Annotated in this window: 24 protein-coding genes and 1 tRNA gene; 12 read left to right on the top strand and 13 right to left on the bottom strand. The window is 72.0% G+C overall.

Translation table 11 applies throughout. From position 1 onward, the window contains the following. Positions 1-10: 10 nt before the first annotated feature. Both A6Q81_RS08415 and A6Q81_RS08420 read right to left on the bottom strand, forming a co-directional pair. Positions 11-1,594, bottom strand: a complete 1,584-nt coding sequence (locus A6Q81_RS08415) for a DHA2 family efflux MFS transporter permease subunit (protein WP_286690167.1) — start codon at positions 1,592-1,594, stop codon at positions 11-13. Continuing rightward, the gene (locus A6Q81_RS08420) at positions 1,587-2,054 is read right to left on the bottom strand and encodes a MarR family winged helix-turn-helix transcriptional regulator (protein ID WP_286690168.1); all 468 of its coding nucleotides are present in this window, start codon (positions 2,052-2,054) and stop codon (positions 1,587-1,589) included. Before A6Q81_RS08420 ends, A6Q81_RS08415 begins: the two co-directional genes overlap by 8 nt. 194 nt (positions 2,055-2,248) lie before the next feature. On the opposite strand from A6Q81_RS08420, the gene typA reads away from it, so the two are divergent. Continuing rightward, positions 2,249-4,120: a translational GTPase TypA gene (typA, locus tag A6Q81_RS08425; protein ID WP_286690169.1), complete on the top strand. Its 1,872-nt coding sequence runs from the start codon at positions 2,249-2,251 to the stop codon at positions 4,118-4,120. Positions 4,121-4,258: 138 nt separating this feature from the next. On the opposite strand, the gene A6Q81_RS08430 is transcribed toward typA, so the two are convergent. From A6Q81_RS08430 to sp36, 4 genes are read right to left on the bottom strand one after another with little or no spacing between them, the layout of a single operon-like run. After that, on the bottom strand, positions 4,259-5,029 hold the full coding sequence (locus A6Q81_RS08430) for an MBL fold metallo-hydrolase (protein ID WP_286690170.1): 771 nt from the start codon (positions 5,027-5,029) through the stop codon (positions 4,259-4,261). Next, positions 5,022-5,837, bottom strand: coding sequence for an NUDIX hydrolase (locus A6Q81_RS08435; RefSeq protein ID WP_286690171.1), 816 nt, complete (start codon positions 5,835-5,837; stop codon positions 5,022-5,024). The genes A6Q81_RS08430 and A6Q81_RS08435 overlap by 8 nt, the downstream gene beginning before the upstream one ends. A gap of 8 nt (positions 5,838-5,845) precedes the next feature. Further along, positions 5,846-6,313, bottom strand: coding sequence for a RidA family protein (locus A6Q81_RS08440; protein ID WP_286690172.1), 468 nt, complete (start codon positions 6,311-6,313; stop codon positions 5,846-5,848). Further along, positions 6,310-6,468: a Sp36 family protein gene (gene sp36, locus A6Q81_RS08445; RefSeq protein ID WP_144433633.1), complete on the bottom strand. Its 159-nt coding sequence runs from the start codon at positions 6,466-6,468 to the stop codon at positions 6,310-6,312. Before sp36 ends, A6Q81_RS08440 begins: the two co-directional genes overlap by 4 nt. A gap of 102 nt (positions 6,469-6,570) precedes the next feature. Between sp36 and A6Q81_RS08450 the strand changes: the two genes are divergently transcribed. The 4 genes from A6Q81_RS08450 to bagB all read left to right on the top strand — a co-directional run bounded on the left by A6Q81_RS08450 (position 6,571) and on the right by bagB (position 9,347). Further along, the gene (locus A6Q81_RS08450; protein ID WP_286690173.1) at positions 6,571-7,116 is read left to right on the top strand and encodes a hypothetical protein; all 546 of its coding nucleotides are present in this window, start codon (positions 6,571-6,573) and stop codon (positions 7,114-7,116) included. Positions 7,117-7,189: 73 nt separating this feature from the next. Further along, on the top strand, positions 7,190-7,582 hold the full coding sequence (locus tag A6Q81_RS08455) for an ArsA-related P-loop ATPase (RefSeq protein WP_286690174.1): 393 nt from the start codon (positions 7,190-7,192) through the stop codon (positions 7,580-7,582). A gap of 110 nt (positions 7,583-7,692) precedes the next feature. After that, complete coding sequence (locus A6Q81_RS08460) at positions 7,693-8,145, top strand: ArsA family ATPase (protein ID WP_286690175.1); 453 nt, start codon at positions 7,693-7,695, stop codon at positions 8,143-8,145. Beyond that, positions 8,142-9,347 carry an ArsA family ATPase gene (bagB, locus tag A6Q81_RS08465; RefSeq protein WP_286690176.1) on the top strand — a complete coding sequence of 402 codons (1,206 nt, stop codon included), beginning with the start codon at positions 8,142-8,144 and terminating at the stop codon, positions 9,345-9,347. Before A6Q81_RS08460 ends, bagB begins: the two co-directional genes overlap by 4 nt. An 18-nt stretch (positions 9,348-9,365) precedes the next feature. On the opposite strand, the gene A6Q81_RS08470 is transcribed toward bagB, so the two are convergent. Next, the gene (locus tag A6Q81_RS08470; protein ID WP_067853809.1) at positions 9,366-9,623 is read right to left on the bottom strand and encodes a WhiB family transcriptional regulator; all 258 of its coding nucleotides are present in this window, start codon (positions 9,621-9,623) and stop codon (positions 9,366-9,368) included. A gap of 217 nt (positions 9,624-9,840) precedes the next feature. Here A6Q81_RS08470 and A6Q81_RS08475 point away from each other — a divergent pair, with 217 nt between their 5' ends. After that, complete coding sequence (locus tag A6Q81_RS08475) at positions 9,841-12,069, top strand: transglycosylase domain-containing protein (protein WP_067853807.1); 2,229 nt, start codon at positions 9,841-9,843, stop codon at positions 12,067-12,069. 63 nt (positions 12,070-12,132) lie between these two features. Here A6Q81_RS08475 and A6Q81_RS08480 read toward each other — a convergent pair whose 3' ends face one another. Continuing rightward, on the bottom strand, positions 12,133-12,594 hold the full coding sequence (locus A6Q81_RS08480) for a GatB/YqeY domain-containing protein (protein ID WP_067853804.1): 462 nt from the start codon (positions 12,592-12,594) through the stop codon (positions 12,133-12,135). 57 nt (positions 12,595-12,651) lie between these two features. Between A6Q81_RS08480 and A6Q81_RS08485 the strand changes: the two genes are divergently transcribed. The 3 genes from A6Q81_RS08485 to A6Q81_RS08495 all read left to right on the top strand — a co-directional run bounded on the left by A6Q81_RS08485 (position 12,652) and on the right by A6Q81_RS08495 (position 14,089). Next, complete coding sequence (locus A6Q81_RS08485) at positions 12,652-13,593, top strand: metallophosphoesterase (RefSeq protein ID WP_286690177.1); 942 nt, start codon at positions 12,652-12,654, stop codon at positions 13,591-13,593. Positions 13,594-13,603: 10 nt separating this feature from the next. Further along, a tRNA-Pro gene (locus tag A6Q81_RS08490) sits at positions 13,604-13,680 on the top strand. A gap of 10 nt (positions 13,681-13,690) precedes the next feature. Continuing rightward, positions 13,691-14,089 (top strand): hypothetical protein, encoded by a 399-nt coding sequence (locus A6Q81_RS08495; protein WP_286690178.1) that lies wholly within the window; start codon positions 13,691-13,693, stop codon positions 14,087-14,089. 42 nt (positions 14,090-14,131) lie between these two features. Here the strand turns inward: A6Q81_RS08495 and A6Q81_RS08500 are convergent, their stop codons facing one another. From A6Q81_RS08500 to A6Q81_RS08520, 5 genes are read right to left on the bottom strand one after another with little or no spacing between them, the layout of a single operon-like run. Then, positions 14,132-15,196 (bottom strand): D-alanine--D-alanine ligase family protein, encoded by a 1,065-nt coding sequence (locus A6Q81_RS08500; RefSeq protein WP_286690179.1) that lies wholly within the window; start codon positions 15,194-15,196, stop codon positions 14,132-14,134. Further along, on the bottom strand, positions 15,189-16,529 hold the full coding sequence (locus tag A6Q81_RS08505) for an ATP-grasp domain-containing protein (protein WP_286690180.1): 1,341 nt from the start codon (positions 16,527-16,529) through the stop codon (positions 15,189-15,191). The genes A6Q81_RS08500 and A6Q81_RS08505 overlap by 8 nt, the downstream gene beginning before the upstream one ends. Further along, positions 16,522-17,376 carry an O-methyltransferase gene (locus A6Q81_RS08510; protein WP_286690181.1) on the bottom strand — a complete coding sequence of 285 codons (855 nt, stop codon included), beginning with the start codon at positions 17,374-17,376 and terminating at the stop codon, positions 16,522-16,524. The genes A6Q81_RS08505 and A6Q81_RS08510 overlap by 8 nt, the downstream gene beginning before the upstream one ends. Further along, positions 17,373-18,599: a sedoheptulose 7-phosphate cyclase gene (locus A6Q81_RS08515; protein WP_286690182.1), complete on the bottom strand. Its 1,227-nt coding sequence runs from the start codon at positions 18,597-18,599 to the stop codon at positions 17,373-17,375. Before A6Q81_RS08515 ends, A6Q81_RS08510 begins: the two co-directional genes overlap by 4 nt. A gap of 16 nt (positions 18,600-18,615) precedes the next feature. Next, the gene (locus tag A6Q81_RS08520) at positions 18,616-19,275 is read right to left on the bottom strand and encodes an HAD family hydrolase (protein ID WP_286690183.1); all 660 of its coding nucleotides are present in this window, start codon (positions 19,273-19,275) and stop codon (positions 18,616-18,618) included. 196 nt (positions 19,276-19,471) lie between these two features. On the opposite strand from A6Q81_RS08520, the gene A6Q81_RS08525 reads away from it, so the two are divergent. From A6Q81_RS08525 to A6Q81_RS08535, 3 genes are all read left to right on the top strand, one after another. Then, entirely contained in the window at positions 19,472-20,269 is a 798-nt protein-coding gene (locus tag A6Q81_RS08525) for a hypothetical protein (protein ID WP_286690184.1), read from the top strand. A 35-nt stretch (positions 20,270-20,304) separates the two neighbouring features. Next, positions 20,305-22,272, top strand: a complete 1,968-nt coding sequence (locus tag A6Q81_RS08530) for an acetoacetate--CoA ligase (protein WP_286690185.1) — start codon at positions 20,305-20,307, stop codon at positions 22,270-22,272. 4 nt (positions 22,273-22,276) lie between these two features. Then, the coding region (locus A6Q81_RS08535) for a hypothetical protein (protein WP_286690186.1) at positions 22,277-22,537 on the top strand (261 nt) is incomplete at its 3' end.

Below are 22,537 nucleotides of genomic sequence, written 5' to 3' on the forward strand. Positions count from 1 at the left end.
GACGTGGTGCTCAGTGCACGACGACGGGCGGACGGCCCTCGTCGTCGAGCAGGTGCGACGCCTCGCGCTTGCGAGGCATGAACGCCACGGGCACGAGGGCGACGACGATCAGCGCGAGCGCCACCAGGTAGGTGTGGTGGAAGGCGTCGGCCGTGTCCTGCAGGACCGTCGGCAGGAAGCTGTCACCGAGGCGCTGCGCGGTCTCGGCGGCGTCGGCCGGCGGCTGCTGACCGGCGGCCTGGGCCGTCCCGATCTCCTGGGCGGCGCTGGCGGCGGCCGAGTTCTTGATGCCGTTGGTGAGCAGCACCGTCATGATCGCGACGCCGATGGAGCTGGCCACCTGCTGCACGACGTTGATCAGCGTCGAGCCGCGGGCCACGTCGTGGGCCTTGAGCGTCTTCAGCGCCGACGTGAAGATCGGCATCATCGTGCCGCCCATGCCGAGGCCCATGATGAACAGCCAGGCCATGATGTGCCAGACCGGCGTGCTCGGGTCGGTGCTGAACGCCAGGCCGGTGACGCCGACGATGATGCCGACGAAGCCGAACGGGACGATGCGGCCGACCGGCATGCGGTCGACGAGCGTGCCGGCGATCGGCATGGTCAGCATGGCGCCGATGCCCTGCGGGGCGACGAGCAGGCCGGCCTTCAGGACGCTCTCGCCACGCACCTGCTGGAAGTAGGTGGGGACGAGCAGCAGGGCACCGAAGAACGCGCCGACGAACAGGAACATCGTGATGGTCGCGACGGCGAGGTTGCGGTCCTTGAACAGGCGCAGGTCGAGCAGCGGGTGCTGGGGCTTGAAGGCCCAGAACACGAAGCCGACGATGAGCAGCGCGCCCACGATCGAGGGCAGCAGCACACGCGTCGACTCGACGGTGCCGGTCTCCGGGATGGAGGAGACACCGAACAGGAACAGCGCGAGGCCGGGCGACATGAGCAGCATGCCGACGACGTCGAAGGACTCGCTGGGCTCGGCGTGGTCCTTCGGCAGGATGACCAGCGCGTAGACGAACGCGGCGATGCCGAGCGGCAGGTTGATGAGGAAGATCCAGTGCCACGAGGCGATCTCGATGAGCCAGCCGCCGAGGATCGGGCCCATGATCGGGCCGAGCAGCATCGGGATGCCGAGGATCGCCATGAGGCGGCCCATGCGGTGCGGGCCCGCGGCCCGGGTCATGATCGTCATGCCGAGCGGCATCAGCATGCCGCCGCCGAGCCCCTGCAGCACGCGGAACGCGACGAGCGACTCGATGCTCCAGGCGGAGGCGCAGAGGACCGAGCCGATCGTGAACAGCGCGATCGCGGTCATGTAGAGCCGCTTGGTGCCGAAGCGGTCGGCCGCCCAACCGGTCAGCGGGATGACGGCCGCGAGCGCGAGCGTGTAGCCGGTGACCGACCACGCGACCGTGGACAGCTCGGTGACGTCGAAGGCCTTCTGGAACGTCGGCAGCGCGACGTTGACGACGGTGATGTCGAGGATCGACATGATGGCGCCGAGCACGACGACACCGGCGACCTTCAGGATCTCGGGCGTGATGCGGTCGTCGTCCGGGACGGACGTCGAGGCATCGACGGTGGTCTGGTCAGACATGGTCTTCCTTCTCCGGTACTCGCAGAGCATCGCTCTCGAGGATCTGGCCGAGGACCCGGTGCAGGTCCTCGGCGTGGTCGGGCTGGAGCTGCTCGGCGACGACCCGCAGGGCGCGCCGCTTGTGCTCCATCTGCTGGTCGACGGCGTCGAAGCCGCGCTTCGTCAGGGCGACGAGCTTGACGCGACGGTCGTCGGGGCTCTCGTGACGCTCCAGGCAGCCGAGCTTCACCAGTTGGTCGACGGTGCGGCCTGCGGCCGCGACCGACAGGCCGATGGACGTCGCGATCTCGTTGATCGCGAGGGGTCGGTCGGCGAGCGCGACGGTGAACATGGCGCGCGCCTGCGACATGGAGAGGTCGAGCTCGACCAGCTGGTCGAGCCCCTCCGCGTGCACGCAGCTCATGAGGCGCTGGACGAACAGCTCGAGCCGCTCGTACACGTCGTTCCGGTCGGTGGTCACCGGTCGATGCTAACGCACACGCAACCATTGCAGCAACGCGATGATTGTGACCTGCATCTAGTTTCGGGGCTGCGAGCGTCCAGGTGGCAGGAGCACGGCCACGGCACGACTAGACTTCTCGAGGCCGCACTCCGTGCCAGGCCCGTCGCGCTCGGTCCGAGCGCTCCTGATCATCCAGCGCGAGGAAGTTCCGCATGTCCACCCGCCGTCACGATCTGCGCAACGTCGCGATCGTCGCCCACGTCGACCACGGCAAGACCACGCTCGTCGACGCCATGCTCCAGCAGCAGGGCGCCTACGCCGAGCACCAGGAGGTCACCGACCGAGTCATGGACTCCGGCGACCTCGAGCGCGAGAAGGGCATCACCATCCTCGCGAAGAACACCGCCGTCCGCTACGAGGGCCCCGGCGCCCCCGAGGGCGGTGTCGTCATCAACATCATCGACACCCCCGGCCACGCCGACTTCGGTGGCGAGGTCGAGCGCGGCCTGTCCATGGTCGACGCCGTCGTGCTCCTCGTCGACGCGTCCGAGGGCCCGCTGCCGCAGACCCGCTTCGTGCTGCGCAAGGCGCTCGCCGCGAAGATGCCGGTGATCCTGGTCGTCAACAAGGTCGACCGTCCCGACTCGCGCATCGCCGAGGTCGTCGACGAGACCTACGACCTGTTCCTCGACCTCCTGCCCGACGACGCCGGCGACGACGCCCTCGACTTCCCCGTCGTGTACGCGTCGGCGAAGGCCGGCCGCGCGTCCCTCGAGCAGCCCGCCGACGGCGGCCTGCCCGACAACGACAACCTGGTCCCGCTGTTCCAGACGATCCTCGACGCCGTGCCCGCCCCGGAGTACACCGAGGGCGCGCCGCTGCAGGCGCACGTGACCAACCTCGACTCCTCGCCGTTCCTCGGCCGCCTGGCGCTCGTGCGCGTCAAGGAGGGCACGCTGAAGAAGGGTCAGCAGGTCGCGTGGATGAAGCGTGACGGCTCGACCGAGCGGGTCAAGATCACCGAGCTACTCGTCACGGAGGCGCTCGAGCGCAAGCCCGGCGAGTCGGCCGGCCCCGGCGACATCGTCGCCATCGCGGGCATCGCCGACATCAACATCGGCGAGACGCTGGCCGACCCGGAGAACCCGGTCGCGCTGCCGCTCATCCACGTCGACGAGCCGGCCATCTCGATGACGATCGGCACGAACACGTCGCCGCTCGCCGGCCGCGAGAAGGGCACGAAGGTCACCGCCCGGCTCGTCAAGGACCGTCTCGACTCCGAGCTCATCGGCAACGTCTCGATCCGGGTGCTCCCGACCGACCGTCCCGACGCCTGGGAGGTCCAGGGTCGCGGTGAGCTGGCCCTCGCGATCCTCGTCGAGCAGATGCGTCGTGAGGGCTACGAGCTCACGGTCGGCAAGCCGCAGGTGGTCACGAAGGAGATCGACGGCAAGCTCCACGAGCCGGTCGAGCGCCTGACCATCGACGCGCCCGAGGAGTACCTCGGCACCATCACGCAGCTGCTCGCGGTCCGCAAGGGTCGCATGGAGCAGATGATCAACCACGGCACCGGCTGGGTCCGGATGGAGTTCCTGGTCCCGGCGCGCGGGCTCATCGGCTTCCGCACCGAGTTCCTCACCGACACCCGCGGCACGGGCATCGCCCACCACATCTCCGAGGGCTACGAGCCGTGGTTCGGCGACATCTCGACCCGCCCGTCGGGCTCGCTGGTCGCCGACCGCGCCGGCGCGGTCACGGCGTTCGCGATGACCAACCTGCAGGAGCGCGGCGTGCTGTTCGTCGAGCCTGCGACCGAGGTCTACGAGGGCATGATCGTCGGCGAGAACTCCCGTGACGACGACATGGACGTCAACATCACCAAGGAGAAGAAGCAGACCAACATCCGCTCGGCGACGTCGGACAACTTCGAGAAGGTCATCCCCCCGAAGAAGCTGTCGCTCGAGCAGTGCCTGGAGTTCTGCCGCGAGGACGAGTGCGTCGAGGTGACCCCCTCGCACGTGCGTATCCGCAAGGTCATCCTCAACGTCTCCGAGCGCGCCCGCGCCGCGAAGTCGCGCCGCTGACCCGCACCACCCTCGACGGGGCGTCTCCCACCCGAGAGGCGCCCCGTCGGCGTCAGTGCCGCTCCGCCCACGAGTTTTGGACAGTTGCGGGGCACCGGAGGCGCGTCGGACGACCCGGAAGTGTCCGAAACGCAGGGACTAGGACTGCTGCAGGTACTCGAGCTGGGCGCGGACGCTGAGCTCGGCGGCGTCCCAGAGGACCGGGTCGACGTCGGCGTAGACGTGCTCGACGACGGCGCGGGGGGTGTCGTGACCTGCCGCGACCGCCGCGCGCACCTGGTCGAGGCGCTCCTCGCGGTGGTCGAGGTAGTGGTCGAGCACCGCGCCCGGGTCGTCGACGACCGGACCGTGGCCGGGGAGGATGCGGTCGGCGCAGCCCTCCTCCACGAGCTGGCGCAGCTGCGCCAGGGAGTCGAGGTAGGGGCCCAGCTGCCCGTCGGGGTGGGCCACCACCGTCGTGCCGCGACCGAGCACGGTGTCGCCGGTGAGCACGGTGGCCTCGTCGGCCAGGCGCAGGCAGGCCGAGTCGCGCGTGTGGCCCGGCGTCAGCAGCACCACGAGCCGCAGCCCGTCGACCTCGAGCTCCTCGCCGTCGGTCAGCGGCATCGCGTCGGCGCAGAACCGGTCGGTCACCGCCCGGGCCGGCGCACCCGTGCGCTCGCGCATGGTGTCGAAGGCGTCGGTGTGGTCGCCGTGGTGGTGCGTGTACAGCACCAGCCCGACCTCGCCCGCCGCCGCCAGCACCGCGTCGAGGTGGGCGGGATCGTCGGGGCCGGGGTCGACCACGACCGACCGACGCGCACCGGGCTCTCGCAGGATCCACGTGTTGGTCCCCTCGAGCGTCATGATGCCCGGGTTGTCCGCGCGCACCACGCTGGCGCGCTCGGTGACCTCGACCGGCTCAGCCATGGGTCTCCTCCTCGATCGGGTTGTCCAGGAACCACTCGCCGTCGACCTTGACCAGCCGGGGCTCGATCGGGCGGACCTCGCGGGCCCGTGCATCGTCGACGAGCGTGGCCGGGTCGGCCTGCGCCAGCTCACGGCAGGTGATCCAGGTGGGCGGCAGCATGGCCGCCTCGCCCGCCTTGACCGCCTCGAGGACTGACGCGATCGACGCCCACGTCGCGCGGTCGGCCTCGCCCGGCAGCGTGCCGACGCTCTGCCCCCGCGGCACGGCAGCCACGAAGAAGCGGGTGTCGTAGCGGCGCGGCTCGAACGCCGGGGTGATCCAGTGCGACCACGCGCCGAGGAGGTCCGAGCGCAGCACCAGGTCGCGCGCGCCGAGGAAGTCGCCGAAGCTCAGCTCGCCGGCGTCGAGGTCGAGCCGGGCCTTCTGCAGCTCGGGCGAGGAGGTGTCGGCGACGACGGAGTGCTCGTCGGCGCCCGCGAACAGGATCCCGGACTCCTCGAACGTCTCCCGCACCGCCGCGACGACGAGGGCGCGCGCGGTGTCGGGGTCGCAGCCGAGCCGCTCGCCCCACTGGCTCGACGACGGGCCGACCCAGCCGACCACCTCGCGGTCGGACTCCTGCAGACCTCCGCCCGGGAAGACGTACATGCCGGGCGCGAACGCCATCGTCTGCTGACGACGCAGCAGGTAGGTCTCGGGCCCGCCGACGCCGGGTCGCACGAGGGCGATGGTCGCCGCGGCGCGCGTCGGCGCCGGGGTGCCGTCCCACGTGGCGACGCGGTCGCGGAACACGTCCGGGATCGGCACCCGCACGGTCAGTCGACCTCGACGACGAGCTCGACCTCGACGGGTGCGTCGATCGGCAGCACGGGCACGCCCACGGCACTGCGAGCGTGCCGTCCGGCGTCGCCGAACACGTCGCCGAGCAGCTCGCTGGCCCCGTTCGCCACCATGGGCTGGCCGGTGAAGTCGGGGGTGCTGGCCACGAACACGGTGACCTTGACGACCTGGCGCACGGCGTCGAGCGAGCCGACGACCGACTTGACCGCCGCGAGGGCGTTCAGGGCGCACTGGCGCGCGGCAGCCTGGGCCTCCTCGGCGGACACCTCGCCGCCGACCTTGCCGGTCGCGACGAGCTCGCCCGACGACAACGGCAGCTGGCCGGCCGTGAACACGTGGGCACCGGAGCGCACCGCGGGCACGTACGACGCGAGCGGTGCCGCCACCTCCGGCAGCGTCAGGCCGAGGTCGGCCAGACGCTGCTCGACGGTGCCGTCGCTCACGACTGGACCGGCCGCTTGAAGTAGGCCACGAGGTTCTCGGGGTTCATGCCCGGCACGATCTGCACGAGCTCCCAGCCGTCGCGGCCGAAGTTGTCGAGGATCTGCTTGGTCGCGTGCACCAGCACCGGTGCGGTCAGGTACTCCCACTGCGTCATGGACCGACTGTAGCGGCGCGCGGTCCGTACGGGTGTCGGCGAGGTGGTCACATCCTCGCGGTTCGCGGGACAGGAGGCGCACGGTCGTGGAAGGCTCGCCCCATGTCGATCTTCCCCCCGACACGGATCGGTCGTGCCCTCGTGGTCTCGGCCGTGCTCGTCGGGGTGACGAAGGTGCTGCCGTTCCTCCTGCAGGTCGTCTCCATGACGGGCGACGAGCGCACCGAGCTGCCTCCGCTGACGCCCACCGGGACGACCCGCGACTTCCTACTCGGCAACCCGGTCACCTGGTTCCTGGCGGTGGCGGCTGCCGCCTACGTCCTGCTCGTGGTCGTCGACGTCGTGGTGTTCCTGGCGCGACCGCGCCCTGCGCGCTCGAGGCAGACCGGGCGGTCGCGACGGACCACCGCCCGGAAGCCCCCGGCCCGGGCGCCGCGTCGCACGGCGACCGCCTCTGCCGGCCGACCACGGTCGACGAGCGCGAAGCGCACCGCACCCGCTCGACGTCCGGCTCCTGCCCAGCGCAGCACCACCGCACGGCCCCGCCCGGCAGCGACGCGCACGTCGGGAGGTCGCGCGCGGCCCGCGGCGCAGCGCACCCCACCCCCCGCACGCGGCTCGTCCGCCACACGGCGCCGGGCCAGCTGACCCCGCCGTCGGGCGTGGGCCTCCTCACCGTCGTTCGGCTCGCACCTCCGCGACGCGTCGATACCCTCGACGTGTGACCCTCTGGACCCCGCTGCACGTCGTGACCGGCAAGGGAGGCACCGGCAAGACCACGGTGGCCGCCGCGCTGGCCACCTCGCTCGCCGCCCGCGGCCGAAGGGTGCTGCTGTGCGAGGTCGAGGGTCGTCAGGGCATCGCTCAGCTCTTCGACGTCGCGCCGCTGCCGTACGAGGAGCGCCGCATCGCCAACGGCCTGGACGGCGGGGCCGTGCACGCGCTGGCCATCGACCCCGAGGCTGCGCTGCTGGAGTACCTGCAGATGTTCTACCGGCTCGGTCGGGCCGGGAAGGCGCTCGACAAGTTCGGCATCATCGACTTCGCCACGACCATCGCCCCGGGCGTGCGCGACGTGCTGCTGACCGGCAAGGTCTTCCATGTCGCCGAGTAGACCATGACCGTTGCGCCCAGCTCACCCATCGACAGTGCGATGGAAAGCCCGGCGGCCGCACCCAACGCTGGGAGCAGCAGCGGTAGCGTTACCCGTGTCAGCAGTCGATCATGCAGCTCATGCGCGCCCCCAGCACGCAGGTGCACCTGGTCACCGTGCTCGAGGAGATGCCGGTGCAGGAGACCCTCGACGGCATCGCGGAGCTGGAGGCGGCCGACCTGCCGGTCGGTCGCGTGCTGCTCAACCTCGTGCGACCCGAGCTCGTGACGGCCCCGACCCGCGACGCGCTCGACGCGGGCAGCCTCGACGAGACGGCCGTGGCCGCGGCGCTGCGGTCGGTCTCGCTGTCCTCCGACGCTGCCGGCCCCCTGCTCGCCCAGGCCCGCGCCCACGTCGAGCGGCAGGTGCTGCAGGAGCAGCAGCGCGAGGTGATCGGCGACTGCGGCCGTCCGGTCGTCGAGCTCCCGCTGCTGGGCGACGGCGTCGACCAGGGGGCGCTGTTCGAGCTGGCGCGCGTGCTGCGCGACACGATCGGCACCCCGACCCAGGAGACCGCGCGATGAGCAAGCGTCCCGCCACCGCCGCCACCGGCCGTCGTTCGCGCACGCCCGCGCGCGGCCTGCCCGGGTCGGAGGCCGGACGTGTCGACGTCGACGCGCTGCTGGCCGACCGCGGCACCCAGATCATCGTCTGCTGCGGCTCGGGCGGTGTCGGCAAGACCACGACGTCCGCCGCGCTCGCGTTGCGCGCCGCCGAGCAGGGGCGACACGTGTGCGTCCTCACCATCGACCCCGCGCGCCGTCTCGCTCAGTCGATGGGCCTGACCGAGCTCGACAACGTGCCGCGCCCGGTGGCCGACGTCGACACGTCGGCCGGTGGGTCGCTCGACGCGATGATGCTCGACATGAAGCGCACCTTCGACGAGGTCGTCGAGGCGCACGCGACGCCCGAGAAGGCGCAGCAGATCCTGCAGAACCCGTTCTACGTCGCCCTGTCGAGCTCCTTCGCGGGCACGCAGGAGTACATGGCGATGGAGAAGCTCGGGCAGCTGCACGCCGCCGCGAGCGACGACCCCGACGTCCCCGACTGGGACCTGATCGTCGTCGACACACCGCCCTCACGGTCGGCGCTCGACTTCCTCGACGCGCCCGAGCGGCTGTCGAGCCTGCTCGACGGCCGCTTCATCAAGCTGCTGCTCGCGCCCGCGAAGGGTCCGGCACGACTGCTGAGCGCCGGGTTCGGCATCGTCACGAGCGCCCTCAACAAGGTGCTTGGCGCCCAGGTGCTGTCCGACGTGCAGACGTTCGTGGCCGCCTTCGACACGCTCTTCGGCGGGTTCCGCCAGCGCGCTGAGGCCACCTACTCGCTCCTGCAGGCCGACGGCACCGCGTTCCTGGTCGTCGCCGCGCCGGAGGCCGACGCCATGCGCGAGGCCGCCTACTTCGTCGAGCGGCTCGCCGCGGAGGACATGCCCCTGGCCGGGCTCGTCGTCAACCGCGTGCACGAGCGCGCCGCCGGCGGGCTCACCGCCGCCGACGCCGAGAGCGGCGCGACCCGGCTGCGGGCCGCCGACGAGGAGTCGGTCGCCGAGCTGCTCGACGTGCACGCCGACCGCGAGCGCGTCGCCGCGCGCGAGGAGAAGGTGCAGCGCCGGTTCACCGGCAGCCACCCGACGGTGCCGACCGTGCCCGTCGCGGCGCTGCCGACCGACGTCCACGACCTCGACGGGCTGCGCCGCATCGGCGACCTCATCGCCGGACGCTGAGCGTCCGGCGCCAGGACGTCAGGCGGTCTGCAGGACGCTGCGCCAGGCAGCCACGTTCGGGCGACGACGCAGCAGGGCGCGACGCTCGCGCTCGGTCATGCCGCCCCAGACGCCCCACTCGATGCGGTTGTCGAGCGCCTCGGCCAGGCACTCGGCCCGGACGTTGCACGATCCGCAGACCTGCTTGGCGCGGTTCTGCTCGGCGCCCTTGACGAACAGCGCGTCGGACTTGCCACGGCAGGCGGCTTGACCCGCCCAGTTCTCGTTCCACCCCATGGTGATCAACCTCCCGAGAGCCGGCCCCGAGGCCGACAAGGTTTCTCTAACAAAGAGAACGCTAAGGATCCGGCTGATCCGGCGGCAGACTCCACAGTGCCCAACTTCACATGGTTCGAAGGGACTATGGTCCTGGGCCGTCCCGGGAGGCCGCACCGGCGCAGGCACCCCTCCGCGCCTCCGTCGATCCTCAGGATCGGCCCGTATCCTGGGGCGTATGCCTTGGGACGACCTCACCGACAACGTCCGGCGGATCGCCCAGACACCGCCGCGCACGTCCAGCCGCGCCTCGCTGATCGGCACCATGATCGTGCTAGCCGTGGCTGCCGGCGTGCTCTCCGCGGCCGTGGTCATCCCCGGCACCGCCTTCTTCGCAGCCACGGCCAACGACGTCACGCGCGACGTCGTCGACCTGCCGCTCGAGCTCGACGACGCGCCGAACCCGCAGACCACGCGTCTGTACGCGGCCGACGGCAGCCTCCTGGCGTACTTCTACGAGGAGAACCGCCAGGACGTCCCCCTCGACAGCATCGCCAAGACGATGCAGGAGGCGATCGTCTCGATCGAGGACAACCGCTTCTACGAGCACGGGGCACTCGACCTCAAGGGCACGCTGCGCGCCCTCGTCAACAACGCCTCCGACGGCCAGACCCAGGGTGGCTCGACCATCACGCAGCAGCTGGTGAAGCTGTCGCTGGTGCAGCAGGCCACCACGCGCGAGCAGATCAAGGCCGCCACCGAGAAGTCGACGGCCCGCAAGGTGCGTGAGCTCAAGCTCGCCATCAAGTACGAGGAGGAGCACTCCAAGAAGGACATCCTGGAGCGCTACCTCAACATCGCCTACTTCGGCGACAGCGCGTACGGCATCAACGCCGCCGCCTACCACTACTTCTCGGTCCCGCCGGAGAAGCTGTCGGTCAAGCAGGCCGCCACGCTGGCCGGCCTCGTGAAGAACCCCGAGCAGTTCAACCCGCGCATCTACCCCGAGCGGGCGCTCCAGCGCCGCAACACGGTCATCCAGGTCATGGCGACGCAGGGCAAGATCAGCCAGGCCGAGGCTGACAAGCTGATCGCCTCGCCGCTCGACCTCAAGCTCACGCGCTTCCCGAACGGCTGCGTCGAGTCCGTCGCCGCGTTCTCGTGCGACTACATCCGTCAGTACCTCCTCGAGGACGAGGCGCTCGGCAAGACCGTCGACGAGCGCCGCACGCTGCTCGAGAAGGGCGGCCTGACCATCAAGTCGACCATCGACGTGCGCATGCAGAAGGCCATCAACGCGGCCGTCACGAAGCGGGTCGGCGCGCGTGACCGCGCGGTCGGCTCGATGGCGCTGGTCGAGCCCGGCACGGGCAACGTCCGCGGCGTCGCGCAGTCGCGACCGATGGGTCGCGACGAGAAGCGCGGACAGACGTTCCTGAACTTCTCGGTGCCGACGGAGTTCGGCCAGTCCAGCGGCTTCCAGGGCGGGTCGACGTTCAAGATGTTCACGACCGTGGCCGCGCTCAAGAGCGGCATCCCGGTCGGGAAGACCTACAACTCGCCGCAGTCGATGACGATGCCCGCCGGCACCTACTTCGACTGCCAGGGTCGCGGCGTCGGCGCCTGGCCGCTCAAGAACTCGACGGGCCAGGGCACGTTCAACATGTACACGGGCCTGCGTCGGTCGGTGAACACCTACTTCTCCCAGCTCGAGCGTGACGCAGGCCTGTGCAACACGGTGAAGGCCGCCCGCGACATGGGCATCAAGGTGCCCGAGCGCGACGTCGTCGGCCCCTTCACCCTCGGCTCGACCTACGTCAGCACCCTGGAGATGGCCGCCGCCTACGCCACCGCGGCGTCCGGCGGCACCTACTGCACGCCGCGCCCGGTCGATGAGATCCTCAGCGCGAACGGCGAGGTGCTGAAGAAGTACCCCGACAGCTGCAAGCGCGTCATGAGCCGCGAGGTCGCGGCCCAGGTCAACGACATCCTCCGGGGTGTGCAGCAGCCGGGCGGCTTCGGCTTCCAGAACGGCACCGCGCTGAACATCGACTCGGCCGCCAAGACCGGTACGACGAACAGCGCGCAGTCCGTCTGGTACGTCGGCTACACCCCGACGCTCTCGGCCGCGGCGATGATCTCCGGCGTCAACAGCGCCGACAACCCGGCCAGCCTGGTGGGCGTGACGCTGAACGGCGTGCCCGTCAACTTCTCGCAGGCCGGCGGTTCGTCGCTGTCGGGCCCGATGTGGAAGGACGCCATGGGCGTCATCCAGACCTACCTGCCGGCGCGCACGTTCGACGCACCGCCGCAGCGCCAGCCCGCAGCCGCCCCGCCAGCGGCCGCGACGGGCGGCACCCAGCGCGGCGGCGACCAGCCCCGCGATGCCCAGCCGCGCGGCGGCAACCGTGGCGGCGGCGACCAGGCCCGCGGCGGCGGCAATGGGGGCGACCGCCCCGGTCGCTGAGCAGACGCACTTCGTCGTCCGGTCGGGCCACCGGGGCCCGACCGGACGACGTGGCCGGACGACTCAGGCGCCGAGCGCCTTCTTCACCTCGGCCGCCACGACGCCACCGTCGGCGCGACCCTTGACCTGCGGCTGCAGCGCGCCCATGACGCGGCCCATCGCCTTCATGCCGTCGCCGGCCACGCCGAGCTGGTCGATGGTGGCCGTCACGAGCTCGCGGACCTCCTCGGCGGTGAGCTGCTCGGGCAGGTACTCGGCGAGGATCGCGGCCTCGTCGCGCTCCTTCTGCGCCAGCTCCGGACGCTGGCCGGCGTCGAACGCCTCGGCCGCCTCTCGGCGCTTCTTGGCCTCGGAGGTGAGCACGCCGAGGACGTCGTCGTCGCTGAGCTCGCGCGCCTGCTTGCCCGCGACCTCGGCGTTGGTGACGGCCGTGAGCACCATGCGCAGCGTGCCGGCGCGCAGGGAGTCGCGGGCCTTCATCGCTGCGGTGAGGTCGGTACGGAGTCGGTCCTTGAGCGCTGCCATGGCGCCATCCTCTCACCGACCTCGCCGGGGCTCCCCGTCCCGACCTAGGCTTATGGCATGAGGGCGACGGTGGCGGTACCGCTGGGGCTGGTCGGTGCTGGCGCAGCCGGCGTGGGGTACGGCTGGCTGGAGGCGCGCTGGTTCGCGCTGCGGCACGTGTCGGTGCCGGTGCTGGCGCCGGGCGCCGACCCGCTGACGATCCTCCACCTGTCCGACGCGCACCTGACGCCGAGCCAGGGACGCAAGCGCGACTGGCTGCGCGGGCTGGCCGACCTGGAGCCCGACCTGGTCGTCAGCACCGGTGACCACCTGGCCCACCACGACGCGGTGCCGCCACTGCTCGAGTCCTACGGCGAGCTGCTCGAGCGCCCCGGCGTGTTCGTGTTCGGCTCGAACGACTACTTCGCGCCGGTGCCGAAGAACCCGCTGCGCTACCTCGTCGGCGGCACGGGCACGCAGGCGGGCGGTTCGTGGAACCGGGAGCCGACGCTGCCGTTCGAGGAGCTGCGCTCGGGGCTCGTCGGGTCCGGCTGGCTCGACCTGAACAACACCACGGGCCACCTCGACGTCGGCGGACGCACCCTCGCGTTCGCGGGGGTGGACGACCCGCACCTCGAGCTCGACGACCTCGACGCGATCCCTCCGGCGGCCGAGCTCGGCCCCGACGCCGAGCTCGCGGTCGCGGTGGCCCACGCGCCGTACCTGCGGGTGCTCGACCGCGCGTCGAGCCAGGGCTACCCGCTCGTACTGGCCGGCCACACCCACGGCGGCCAGCTGTGCGTCCCGTTCTACGGTGCGCTCGCCACGAACTGCGACCTCGACCGCCGACGCGTGAAGGGCCTCAGCACGCACCAGGCCGCCGGCTCCGAACCCTCCTGGCTGCACGTGTCCGGCGGGCTCGGCACGTCGCCCTTCGCCCCCGTGCGGTTCGCGTGCCGACCCGAGGCCACCCTGCTCACCCTCACTGGGGTAGACTCGTCGAGGTCGTCCTCCCGCTGAGGATGACGGCCGGGGTGTGGCGCAGCTTGGTAGCGCGCGTCGTTCGGGACGACGAGGCCGCAGGTTCAAATCCTGTCACCCCGACCATCAGTTCGACGTGAGAACCTCGGACCTCATCACGAGGTTCGAGGTTCTTCGTCTCTCAGGGCAGGTGCTCGTCAGGACGTTCAACCACCTCGACGCAGACGCCGAGCCGTCCGCGCCGCTGGGTCCGGACCGCGCGCTCGTCGTCGGCGCACGTCGGTCATGCGTCGTCGTCTTCCCCCCACAACAGAAGGGGAGCGCCTGTATCGAACCAGAGGCCGTCCTCTTGAGCAGCGGCAACGGCTGTCTCGCACGGAACGTCGGCCGCGACGTACATGTAGAGGTCGTAGCCGAAAGCGATCTGCAGCCGACCGTTGTCAGCCTCGAGAGCGCAGTCGAGCTCACCTCGCAGATTCCCTCGGACGATGGGTCCCACGTCGGACCGGACGACAAACTGGCCGGGCGTCAGTGAGGGGTCGACGACCGTCCTGTCGTCACAGCAGGCTGAACAGCCTCACCCGCGGGCGAGGGTCCGCTCGACCGCGGACACGAACAGCTCGGGCAGCGGCGTGCCCCCGGCGGCCGCCATCATCACCACGACGCTCGACGGGGCGAACGAGCAGTAGAGGCCGGCCTCGAGGAACCACGGGCGGCCCTCGGGATCCACGCGGAAGTCGAACAGGCCGTAGTCGCGGCAGCCGAGCGCACGGAACGCGAGCGCTGCGGCCTCCTGCACCGCGGGCACGACGGGGTCGTCGTCGGCCACCATCCAGGCGTGGTCGTGGGTCTTGGCGACGAGCGCGAGGTCGTCGCCCGATCCGGCGAGCTTGTCGGCGCGGTCGCGGATCGGCTTGTGCTGCGCATCGACCGCGTACTCCTCCAACGGGAGTGCGCGCAGGCCGTCGTCCGTCTCCAGCACCGCGCAGCGCACCTCTCGGCCCAGCGGCACGAAGCGCTCCACCAGCACGTCGCCGACGGACGTCTCGCGGGCTGCTTCGACGACGGCGGACCGCAGGTCGGCGCGGTCGCGGACGAGGGCGACGCCGGTGGAGTTGTCGGCGTCGACCGGCTTGACCACCACGGGCAGGCCGACCGCCTCCACCGCGTCGTCGAGGAGACGCTCGTCGACGTCCGGGTGGCCGCGCACGACCCGGCCCGGGGGCACGTCGACACCGGCGGCCGCCACCACCGCCCTCGTGCGCTCCTTGTGCGCCGCGAGTGCCATCACGTCGGCGGGGTTCCCGACGAACGGCACCCCCAGCACGTCGAGCAGCGCGCGGTAGGTCGTCATGCCGGCGATGCAGAACAGCTGGGGCAGCGCCACGTCGGGGGCGATCCCCCGGACCAGGCTCACGGCCTCCGCCAGCTCCACCGGCTCCGCCGCCTCGATCGCCTCTCGGCTCAGGTCGGCGGGGAAGCGCCACCGACCGTCGGGCCCGACCCACACCACCACGTGGTCGTAGCCGGGGACGTCGGCGAGCGCCTCGAGGCAACCCGTGGCGTACAGACGGGAGAGGTCGGCGAAGAACTCGTCGGTGGGCGACCCGACGAGGTGCAGCACCGTGCGTCGCTCAGTCACCGGCGGCCTCCACGAGCTTGCCGATGTTGAAGTCGATGCGGATCCAGTCGCGACCCCGCACCAGGCTGCGCGCCAGCAGCACCGGGACCTGGCGGTGGTGCTCCAGCAGGAACGGCCACGGGTCGCGCACCGACCAGATGGCGTCGCGACCCTCGAGCACGACGCGCACCGTGCTCCGTCGCGGACGCTCGCGCACCAGGAGCCGCCAGAGCTCGTGGTACAGCCAGTACGTCGGGCGGCTGCCGGGGAGCGGCTGCAACGGCTCGCCCTCGTGGTCGGGCCCGAGGTACGCGTCGGCGAGGCCGGGATGGCCGTCGAGCATCGTGATCGCCGAGTGGGTCCGCGGGTTGCACTCGATGGCGTAGGGCGTGCCATCGGCGGCCTCGATGAAGTCGAAGGAGACCTGGCCGGTCAGCCCGAGCTCTCCGACGAAGCGCTCGACCCACTCCCGCACGCGCGGCCGCTCGACCATCGCGTAGTTCACCTGGAACGCCGACGACGGGCAGCACAGGTGCACCCGCAGGCGCCCGTCGACCACCGTGCCGTGGGTGCACAGCTCCTCGCCCTCCACGAGCTCCTGCAGGATCCACGGGTTCGACGGCGAGATCGGCAGCGCCGCCACGTGCCGACGCATCGCCTCGCGGTCCTCCGCGGTCGGGCCGAACGGGAAGGGTGTGAGGTCGAGCCGGTGCACCGGGTCGTAGGCGATGCTCTTGAGGATGAAAGGGCGCGAGCGGCTCGCGAAGTCGAAGGCCATGACGTCCTCGACGTGGTGCACCTCGTGCGTCTCCGGCACGCTCAGGCCCAGGGCGGCCGCGCGGCGCGCGAACGCCGCCTTGTCGTCGAGCATCACGACCTCGTCGGGCTCGAGGTGCAGGACGCGGCAACGGGCCTCGAGCACGGCCTTCGCGCGGGCGTCCGCGATGGCGGTCGCCGGCGCGCAGACCGGCACGTAGACGTCGACGCCCTCCTCCTCGACGACCCGCAGGAGCGCCTGCGCGTAGTCGGGGTCGTCCGGCCCCGGGATCGTGCGGAACACCTCGACGCTGCGCGACGCGCGGTGTCCCGTCCAGCGGTACTTCTCCGCCTCGACCAGCACCACGCGGTGCCCCGCGGCGTGGAAGGCGCGGCACAGCGCGAGGGCCTTCGTCATCTTGCCGCCGCTGACCATGACGGTCAGCGGCGGACCGGACCGGACGGCCCGCCGCTCGTCCTGCTGCCGCGCACGTCCGAGGAGCGCCGCTCCGGTCGTAGCCGCAGCCGCCACGGGCGCTGCCAGGGCCAGCAGTCCGAGCGCGCCGAGTGACTTCGCCGCCGCCCGCACGTCAGCCATCGACCCTCCGTTGCAGCAGGGTGAGTCCGTCGCGGACCGGCAGGACCACCTGCACGAGCGACGGGTCGGACGCGACCCGCTCGTTGAACGCGGCGATCACCCGACCCTGCTCCGCCTCGCGCTCCGACCGGGGCGGAGCCCCGTACGCGACGCCCTGCATCAGGGTGTTGTCGACGGCCACCAGAGCACCGTCGGCCAGCAGCCCGCGCTCGAGGAGCAGGTCGAGGTAGGCCGTGTAGCCCTCCTTGTCGGCGTCGATGAACACGAGGTCGAACGGCTCCTCGAGCCGTTCCAGCGACGCCAGCGCCGGGCCCTCGAGCAGCTCGACCCGACCTCCGTCGTCGGAGCGGCCGAACGCCTCACGGGCCACGGCCGCGGCACGCGGGTCCGCCTCGCACGTGACCACGACGCCGTCGGCCGGCAGCGCCTCGGCCACCGCGAGCGCCGCGTAGCCGGTGAACGTGCCGATCTCCAGCACACGACGCGCGCCGCTGAGCCGCACGAGCAGCTGCAGCAGCGCCGCCTCGACGTGTCCGCTGACCATCTCCGGCTCCAGCTGGGCAGCACCCGGCGGGTGCTCGCCCCACCGGTGCCCGGCCGTCGCGCGCGCGAGCTCGGCGAGCTGCGCCGACTCGGGCGAGGTGCTGGCCGCGACGTACGGGTCCAGACCGGCCAGCAGCGTGTGCGCCCGGCGGAGCCGGTCCAGGACCTCGTCGTCGACCGGGACGCCAACGTCGAGCCCGTCGAGGACGAGCGCGACCTCCTGCGCGGCGATGCCGACGGGCGTGACGGGCCGCAGCGCCTGCGACCCGTCACCCCCTGCCGGTCGGTGGACCGCCGAGGTCATGCCGGCACGGGCACGGCCGCGGCCGAGACGTGCGCGTCGACACCCCGACCCTCGCGCGGGTACGCCGCGACGAGCATCTTGTGCGTGGCCAGCAGCGCGTCGACCTCGTCGTCGGCGAGGTCGTTGAGGAACGCGCACGTGCCGATCGGCGACGGGACCGCCGCACGCAGCAGACCGTCGCGCGTCTGCAGGATCGACGCGGTCGCGCGGCGCACCAGGTCGGGCGTCAGGTCGTCGCTGTCGAGCGACAGGCCGAGCGCGCTGAACAGCCCGTGCACCCGGTCGCGGTCCGCCGCGCTGACGTGCCCGCGCGCCTCCGCGACCGTGGCCGAGAACGCCATGTCGATCGCGATGGCGTGACCGTGGTAGTACGGGTCGGCCGGGGCGAGCTCGAGCGTCGGGCTCCACGTGTGCCCGAACGCGATGACGCGATCGAGGTCGAGCTCGAGCAGGTTGGGCGTCTCGAGCTCGAGCATGACCTTGATGGACTCGTATGTGATCCGGTCGGCGACCTGACGCAGCTCCGGCGTGCCCCCGAGGTGCCCGAAGCGGGTCTCCAGAAGCTCCTCGGCGTGCTGCTCCAGCAGGTCGAAGGTGGCGGCGTCGGCGACCGTCGTGATCTTCACCAGCTCGGCCATGCCGTTGCGCACCTCCGCCTCCGGCAGCGTGCGCAGGAAGGAGAAGTCGAGCAGCACGTCGCTCGACGCGTGGTACGCCCCGAGCCGGTTCTTGTGCTTGCCGTGGTTCACGGCCACCTTGATCGACACGCTCGCGTCGATCAGCCCGATCAGCGTCGTGGGGATGCGGATGTAGGGCGTCGACCGGCGGAACGCGGCGCACGCGAACCCCGCCACGTCGGTCGTCAAACCACCCCCGACCACGAGGACCGGCTCCTTGCGGAGCAGGCCGAAGTCGGCGAACGCGTCGACGATGCCCTCGACCGTCGACCACTTCTTGTTCTTCTCGCCGATCGCGATGGGGTGGACGGTCAGCTCGATGTCGTGGTGGGCGAAGTAGGCCGCGGCGTCGTCGCCGTACAGCGCGTGGACCTCCGCGTCGACGACCATGAGGGCGCGTCCCCACTCGCGGTAGTGGTCGGCCAGCTCGGGCCGGGCGGGGTCGAACACCCCGTCGACGTAGGTCAGCGTGTAGTCGATCCGCTGGGTGGCGTGCACCTCGAAGGAGGTGGGCGTGGCGCTGAGGGTGGCGGGCTCGGTGCTCATCGTGTCCTCCCCGTCCTCAACGTCCGACGTTCCGCAGCAGGTCGTCGAGCTCGAGCGCGACGACGCGCTCGGTCGCCTCGGACCAGTCGTGGTCGGCGGTGTTCGTGTTCGGGAACGCGACGACGGGCAGGCCCGCGGCGCGCGCCGACGCGACCCCTCCGGTGTTGTCCTCGACGGCGACCGCGTCCGACGCGTGCTCGCCCAGGGCGGCCAGCGCGTGCCGGTACGCCTCGGCGGCCGGCTTGGGCTCGTCGACGTCGTCGGCGTCGACGACCACGTCGAAGTCGGCGGCCGACAGACCGGGCACCTTCAGGACCGCAGCCACATTGTCGGCCGAGGTCGTGGTCACGAAGCCCAGCCGGTGCCCGGCCTCCTTCGCCGCGCGGATCGTCTCGACGACACCGGCGCGGGGCTCCGGCGCCTCCTCTGCGAGCAGGGTCCGGAAGACCTCGGACTTGGTGGCGTGCACGGCCGCGGCGTCGACGTCGTCGCCCCGCTGCTCGGCGTAGGCGGCGACGCGGTCCTGCCCGCCGTTGCCGGTGAGGAGCGCGGCGTACTCCTCCTGGTCCCACGACCAGTCGAGGCCGTGCTGGGAGAAGGCGGTGTTGAAGGCCCGACGCTGCAGCTCGGAGCTGTCGACGAGCGTGCTGATGGAACCGAAGAGGATCGCAGACATACCTGTCCTAAGGAGGGTGGGAGTACGGACGTGCGCGGGGCAGCGCACCACGGTCGGCATCTGGGGCTACCGGGGGCCGTGAGGCATGGAATGCCTCGACCTTGGCACAGGTCGGGCGAATGTGCGCGTCGGCGCCGGACGTCCTCGACGGCGGACGCCGGACCCCCGTGGAGGTGTCCTGTGACACACTGGCGCCATGGTCGAGGAGGGCACGACCCCGGCGGACGAGGCGCGCAGCAGCAGCCAGCCGCGCGTGGTCAAGAAGGTCGTCAAGAAGACGGTCGTGCGGCCCGTCGCGCCGTCCGCCCCGGCACCGCGGGAGGCCCGTCCCGCCCCGCCGCGCGCGACCGCCGTCTCGCGCCTGAAGGGCAAGGACGCGAAGGCGGCCGCCCCGGCGGACGCCCCCGCTCCCCCGAGCCCGGCGGCACCGCGTGGCCCCCGCACCACCGTCGACGTCGGCGCGGGGCTCGCCCGCGCCCGCGACCGGGTGGGCGACGCCGTCCACAGCACCGGCGAGCTCGCCCGTCGGCTCGGCTTCGCCGTCCGCGACCGCGGGGAGGACGCCGTCTGGGCCGTCCGCGACTACCGCGTCCCCACCGTCCCGCCGCTCGGGGCGTCCGTCGTCACCGGGCTGGTGGCCGGTCTGCTGGTGACCGCCGGCGGCTGGCTGTGCCTCGAGCTGTTCAGCGCCGTCCGCGGCACGTCGGCGGGCGGCGCGTTCTGGGGCCTGCTCGCCGTCCTGGTCGTCGTCGGCGTGGCCGGCGAGCTGGGCGCGCGACTGCTCCGCGCGTTCGGGGTCCAGCAGGCGCGTCCTGTCCTGGCGCTGTCGGTGCTGCTCGTGGCGATCGTGGTCATGCTCGCGTTCCTCGAGCCCGTCGACGGGCCCTGGGCGTGGCTGATCGTCCCGGGCCTCATGGTCGTCACCGTGCCGCTCGTGCAGCGGCTGCTCGTCTGGGCGGCCACCGACGTGCCGCCCGACGACGCCCACCGCTGACCCGACCCGTCCGCCGTCCAGGAGGCCGCGCCGTCATGCCCGAGACCCCCGAGGTGCTCTGGAGCCCCGACCCCACCGCCACCCCGCGCATCGCGTCGTTCGCCACGTCGGTGGGGATCGACCCACGCGACTACGACGCCCTCTGGCGCTGGTCGGTCGACGAGCCCGACGCGTTCTGGCAGGCCGTCTGGCGGTTCTTCGACGTCCCGGGAGACGGGTCACCGTCGCCGGCCCTCGCCGACGCGTCGATGCCCGGGGCCGTGTGGTTCCCCGACGTCCGCCTCAACTACGCCGAGGCGGCGCTGCGGCTGCCCGGTCGCGCCGACGACGACGTGGTCGTCGTCGGGCGGTCGCAGTCGCGGGACGACGTCCGGCTGACCGCCGCCCAGCTGCGCGACCAGGTCGCGCGGGCGCGGGCCGGGCTCCTCCGGGCCGGCGTCGGTCGGGGCGACCGGGTCGCCGCCTACGCACCCAACGTGCCCGAGACGCTGGTCCTGCTCCTCGCCGCGGCCAGCCTGGGCGCGGTCTTCAGCTCCTGCGCACCGGAGTTCGGCGTGCAGAGCGTCGTCGACCGCTGGCAGCAGACGGAGCCCGTGCTCGTGCTCGCCGTCGACGGCTACCGCTACGGCGCCAAGACCGTCGAGCGCCGGGCCGAGGTCGAGCGGATCGTCGAGGCGCTGCCCAGCGTGCGCACGCTCGTCTGGCTGCCCTACCTCGACCCCGACGCGCCCGCGCCCACCGGCGCGACCACCTGGGACGCGCTCCTCGCCGAGCCCGGCGAGCTCGCGTTCGAGCGCCTGCCCTTCGACGCGCCGCTGTACGTGCTCTACTCCTCGGGCACGACCGGCCTGCCGAAGCCGATCGTCCACGGCCACGGCGGCATCACCGTGGAGCACCTCAAGGCGCTCGGCCTGCAGCACGACCTCGGCCCCGACGACGTCTTCCTGTGGTTCTCCACGACTGGCTGGATGATGTGGAACCTGCTGGTGTCGGGCCTGCTGACGGGCTCCACCGTCCTGCTCTGGGACGGCAACCCCGCGCACCCGGGCCTCGACCGCCTCTGGCGCGACGCAGCAGAGCTCGGGGTGACCTACTTCGGCACCTCCGCGCCCTACCTCCTGCAGTGCCGCAAGCAGGAACTGCGACCCCGGGACATTGTCGACACGTCGACACTGCGAGCGGTCGGCTCCACCGGCGCGCCGCTCCCGGCCGAGGGCTTCCGGTGGGTCCACGACGCGGTCGGCGAGCACGTCCACCTGCAGTCCGTCTCCGGCGGGACCGACGTCTGCTCGGCGTTCGTCGGCGCCTCCCCCACCGTCCCGGTGTACGCCGGCGAGATCTCGTGCCGCAGCCTCGGCGCCGCCGTCGAGGCGTACGACGAGCACGCGCAGCCGGTCGTCGGCTCCCTGGGCGAGCTGGTGATCACCGCTCCGCTGCCGTCGATGCCCGTCGGCTTCTGGGGCGACACCGACGACTCGCGGTACCGCGCCGCGTACTTCGAGGACATTCCCGGCGTGTGGCGCCACGGCGACTGGATCACGATCACCGAGCGCGGCACGTGCACCATCACCGGGCGCAGCGACGCGACCCTCAACCGCGGTGGCGTGCGCCTCGGCACGAGCGAGTTCTACACCGTCGTCGAGAGCCTCCCCGAGGTGGCCGACAGCCTCGTGGTGCACCTCGAGGACACCGCCGACGACGACCGCGGCGACGGCGCAGGCACGCTGCTCCTCTTCGTCACCCTCACCGACCCCGACGGCACCGACGTCGACGACCTGCGCCGCACGGTCGCCCGCGAGCTGCGCGAGCGGCTCTCGCCGCGCCACGTGCCCGACGAGCTCCACGTGGTGCGTGCCCTGCCACGCACGCTGTCGGGCAAGAAGCTCGAGGTGCCGGTGAAGAAGATCCTGCGGGGCGTGCCGGTCGACGAGGCCGCCACCCGCGGCGCGCTCGAGAACCCCACGGCGCTCGACGACGTCGCCGCGATCGCCCGGGAGCGGTGAGCCCATGACCGGTGGCCTCGTCTCCTGCGTGCTGCTCGCCGGCTTCCTCGTGCCCGTGGGCGCGGCCATGGCGCTCAGCGACCCCGACCCCGGCGTCCGGCTGCTCGGCGCGACCCTCCTCCTCGGCGGCCTGCTCGCCCTGCTGCCCCTCCCGCTCCTGCGACCGGCGACGCGACCACCGGAGGTGTCCCGCGACGGGGGCACGACGACGGTCCACGGCAGCCCGCTGGTCCAGTGGCTCGCCGTCGCGGCGGCGGTGCTGCTC

Source organism: Aeromicrobium sp. REDSEA-S38_B2 (genome assembly GCF_001628525.1).
Taxonomy (GTDB): Bacteria; Actinomycetota; Actinomycetes; order Propionibacteriales; family Nocardioidaceae; genus Aeromicrobium; species Aeromicrobium erythreum.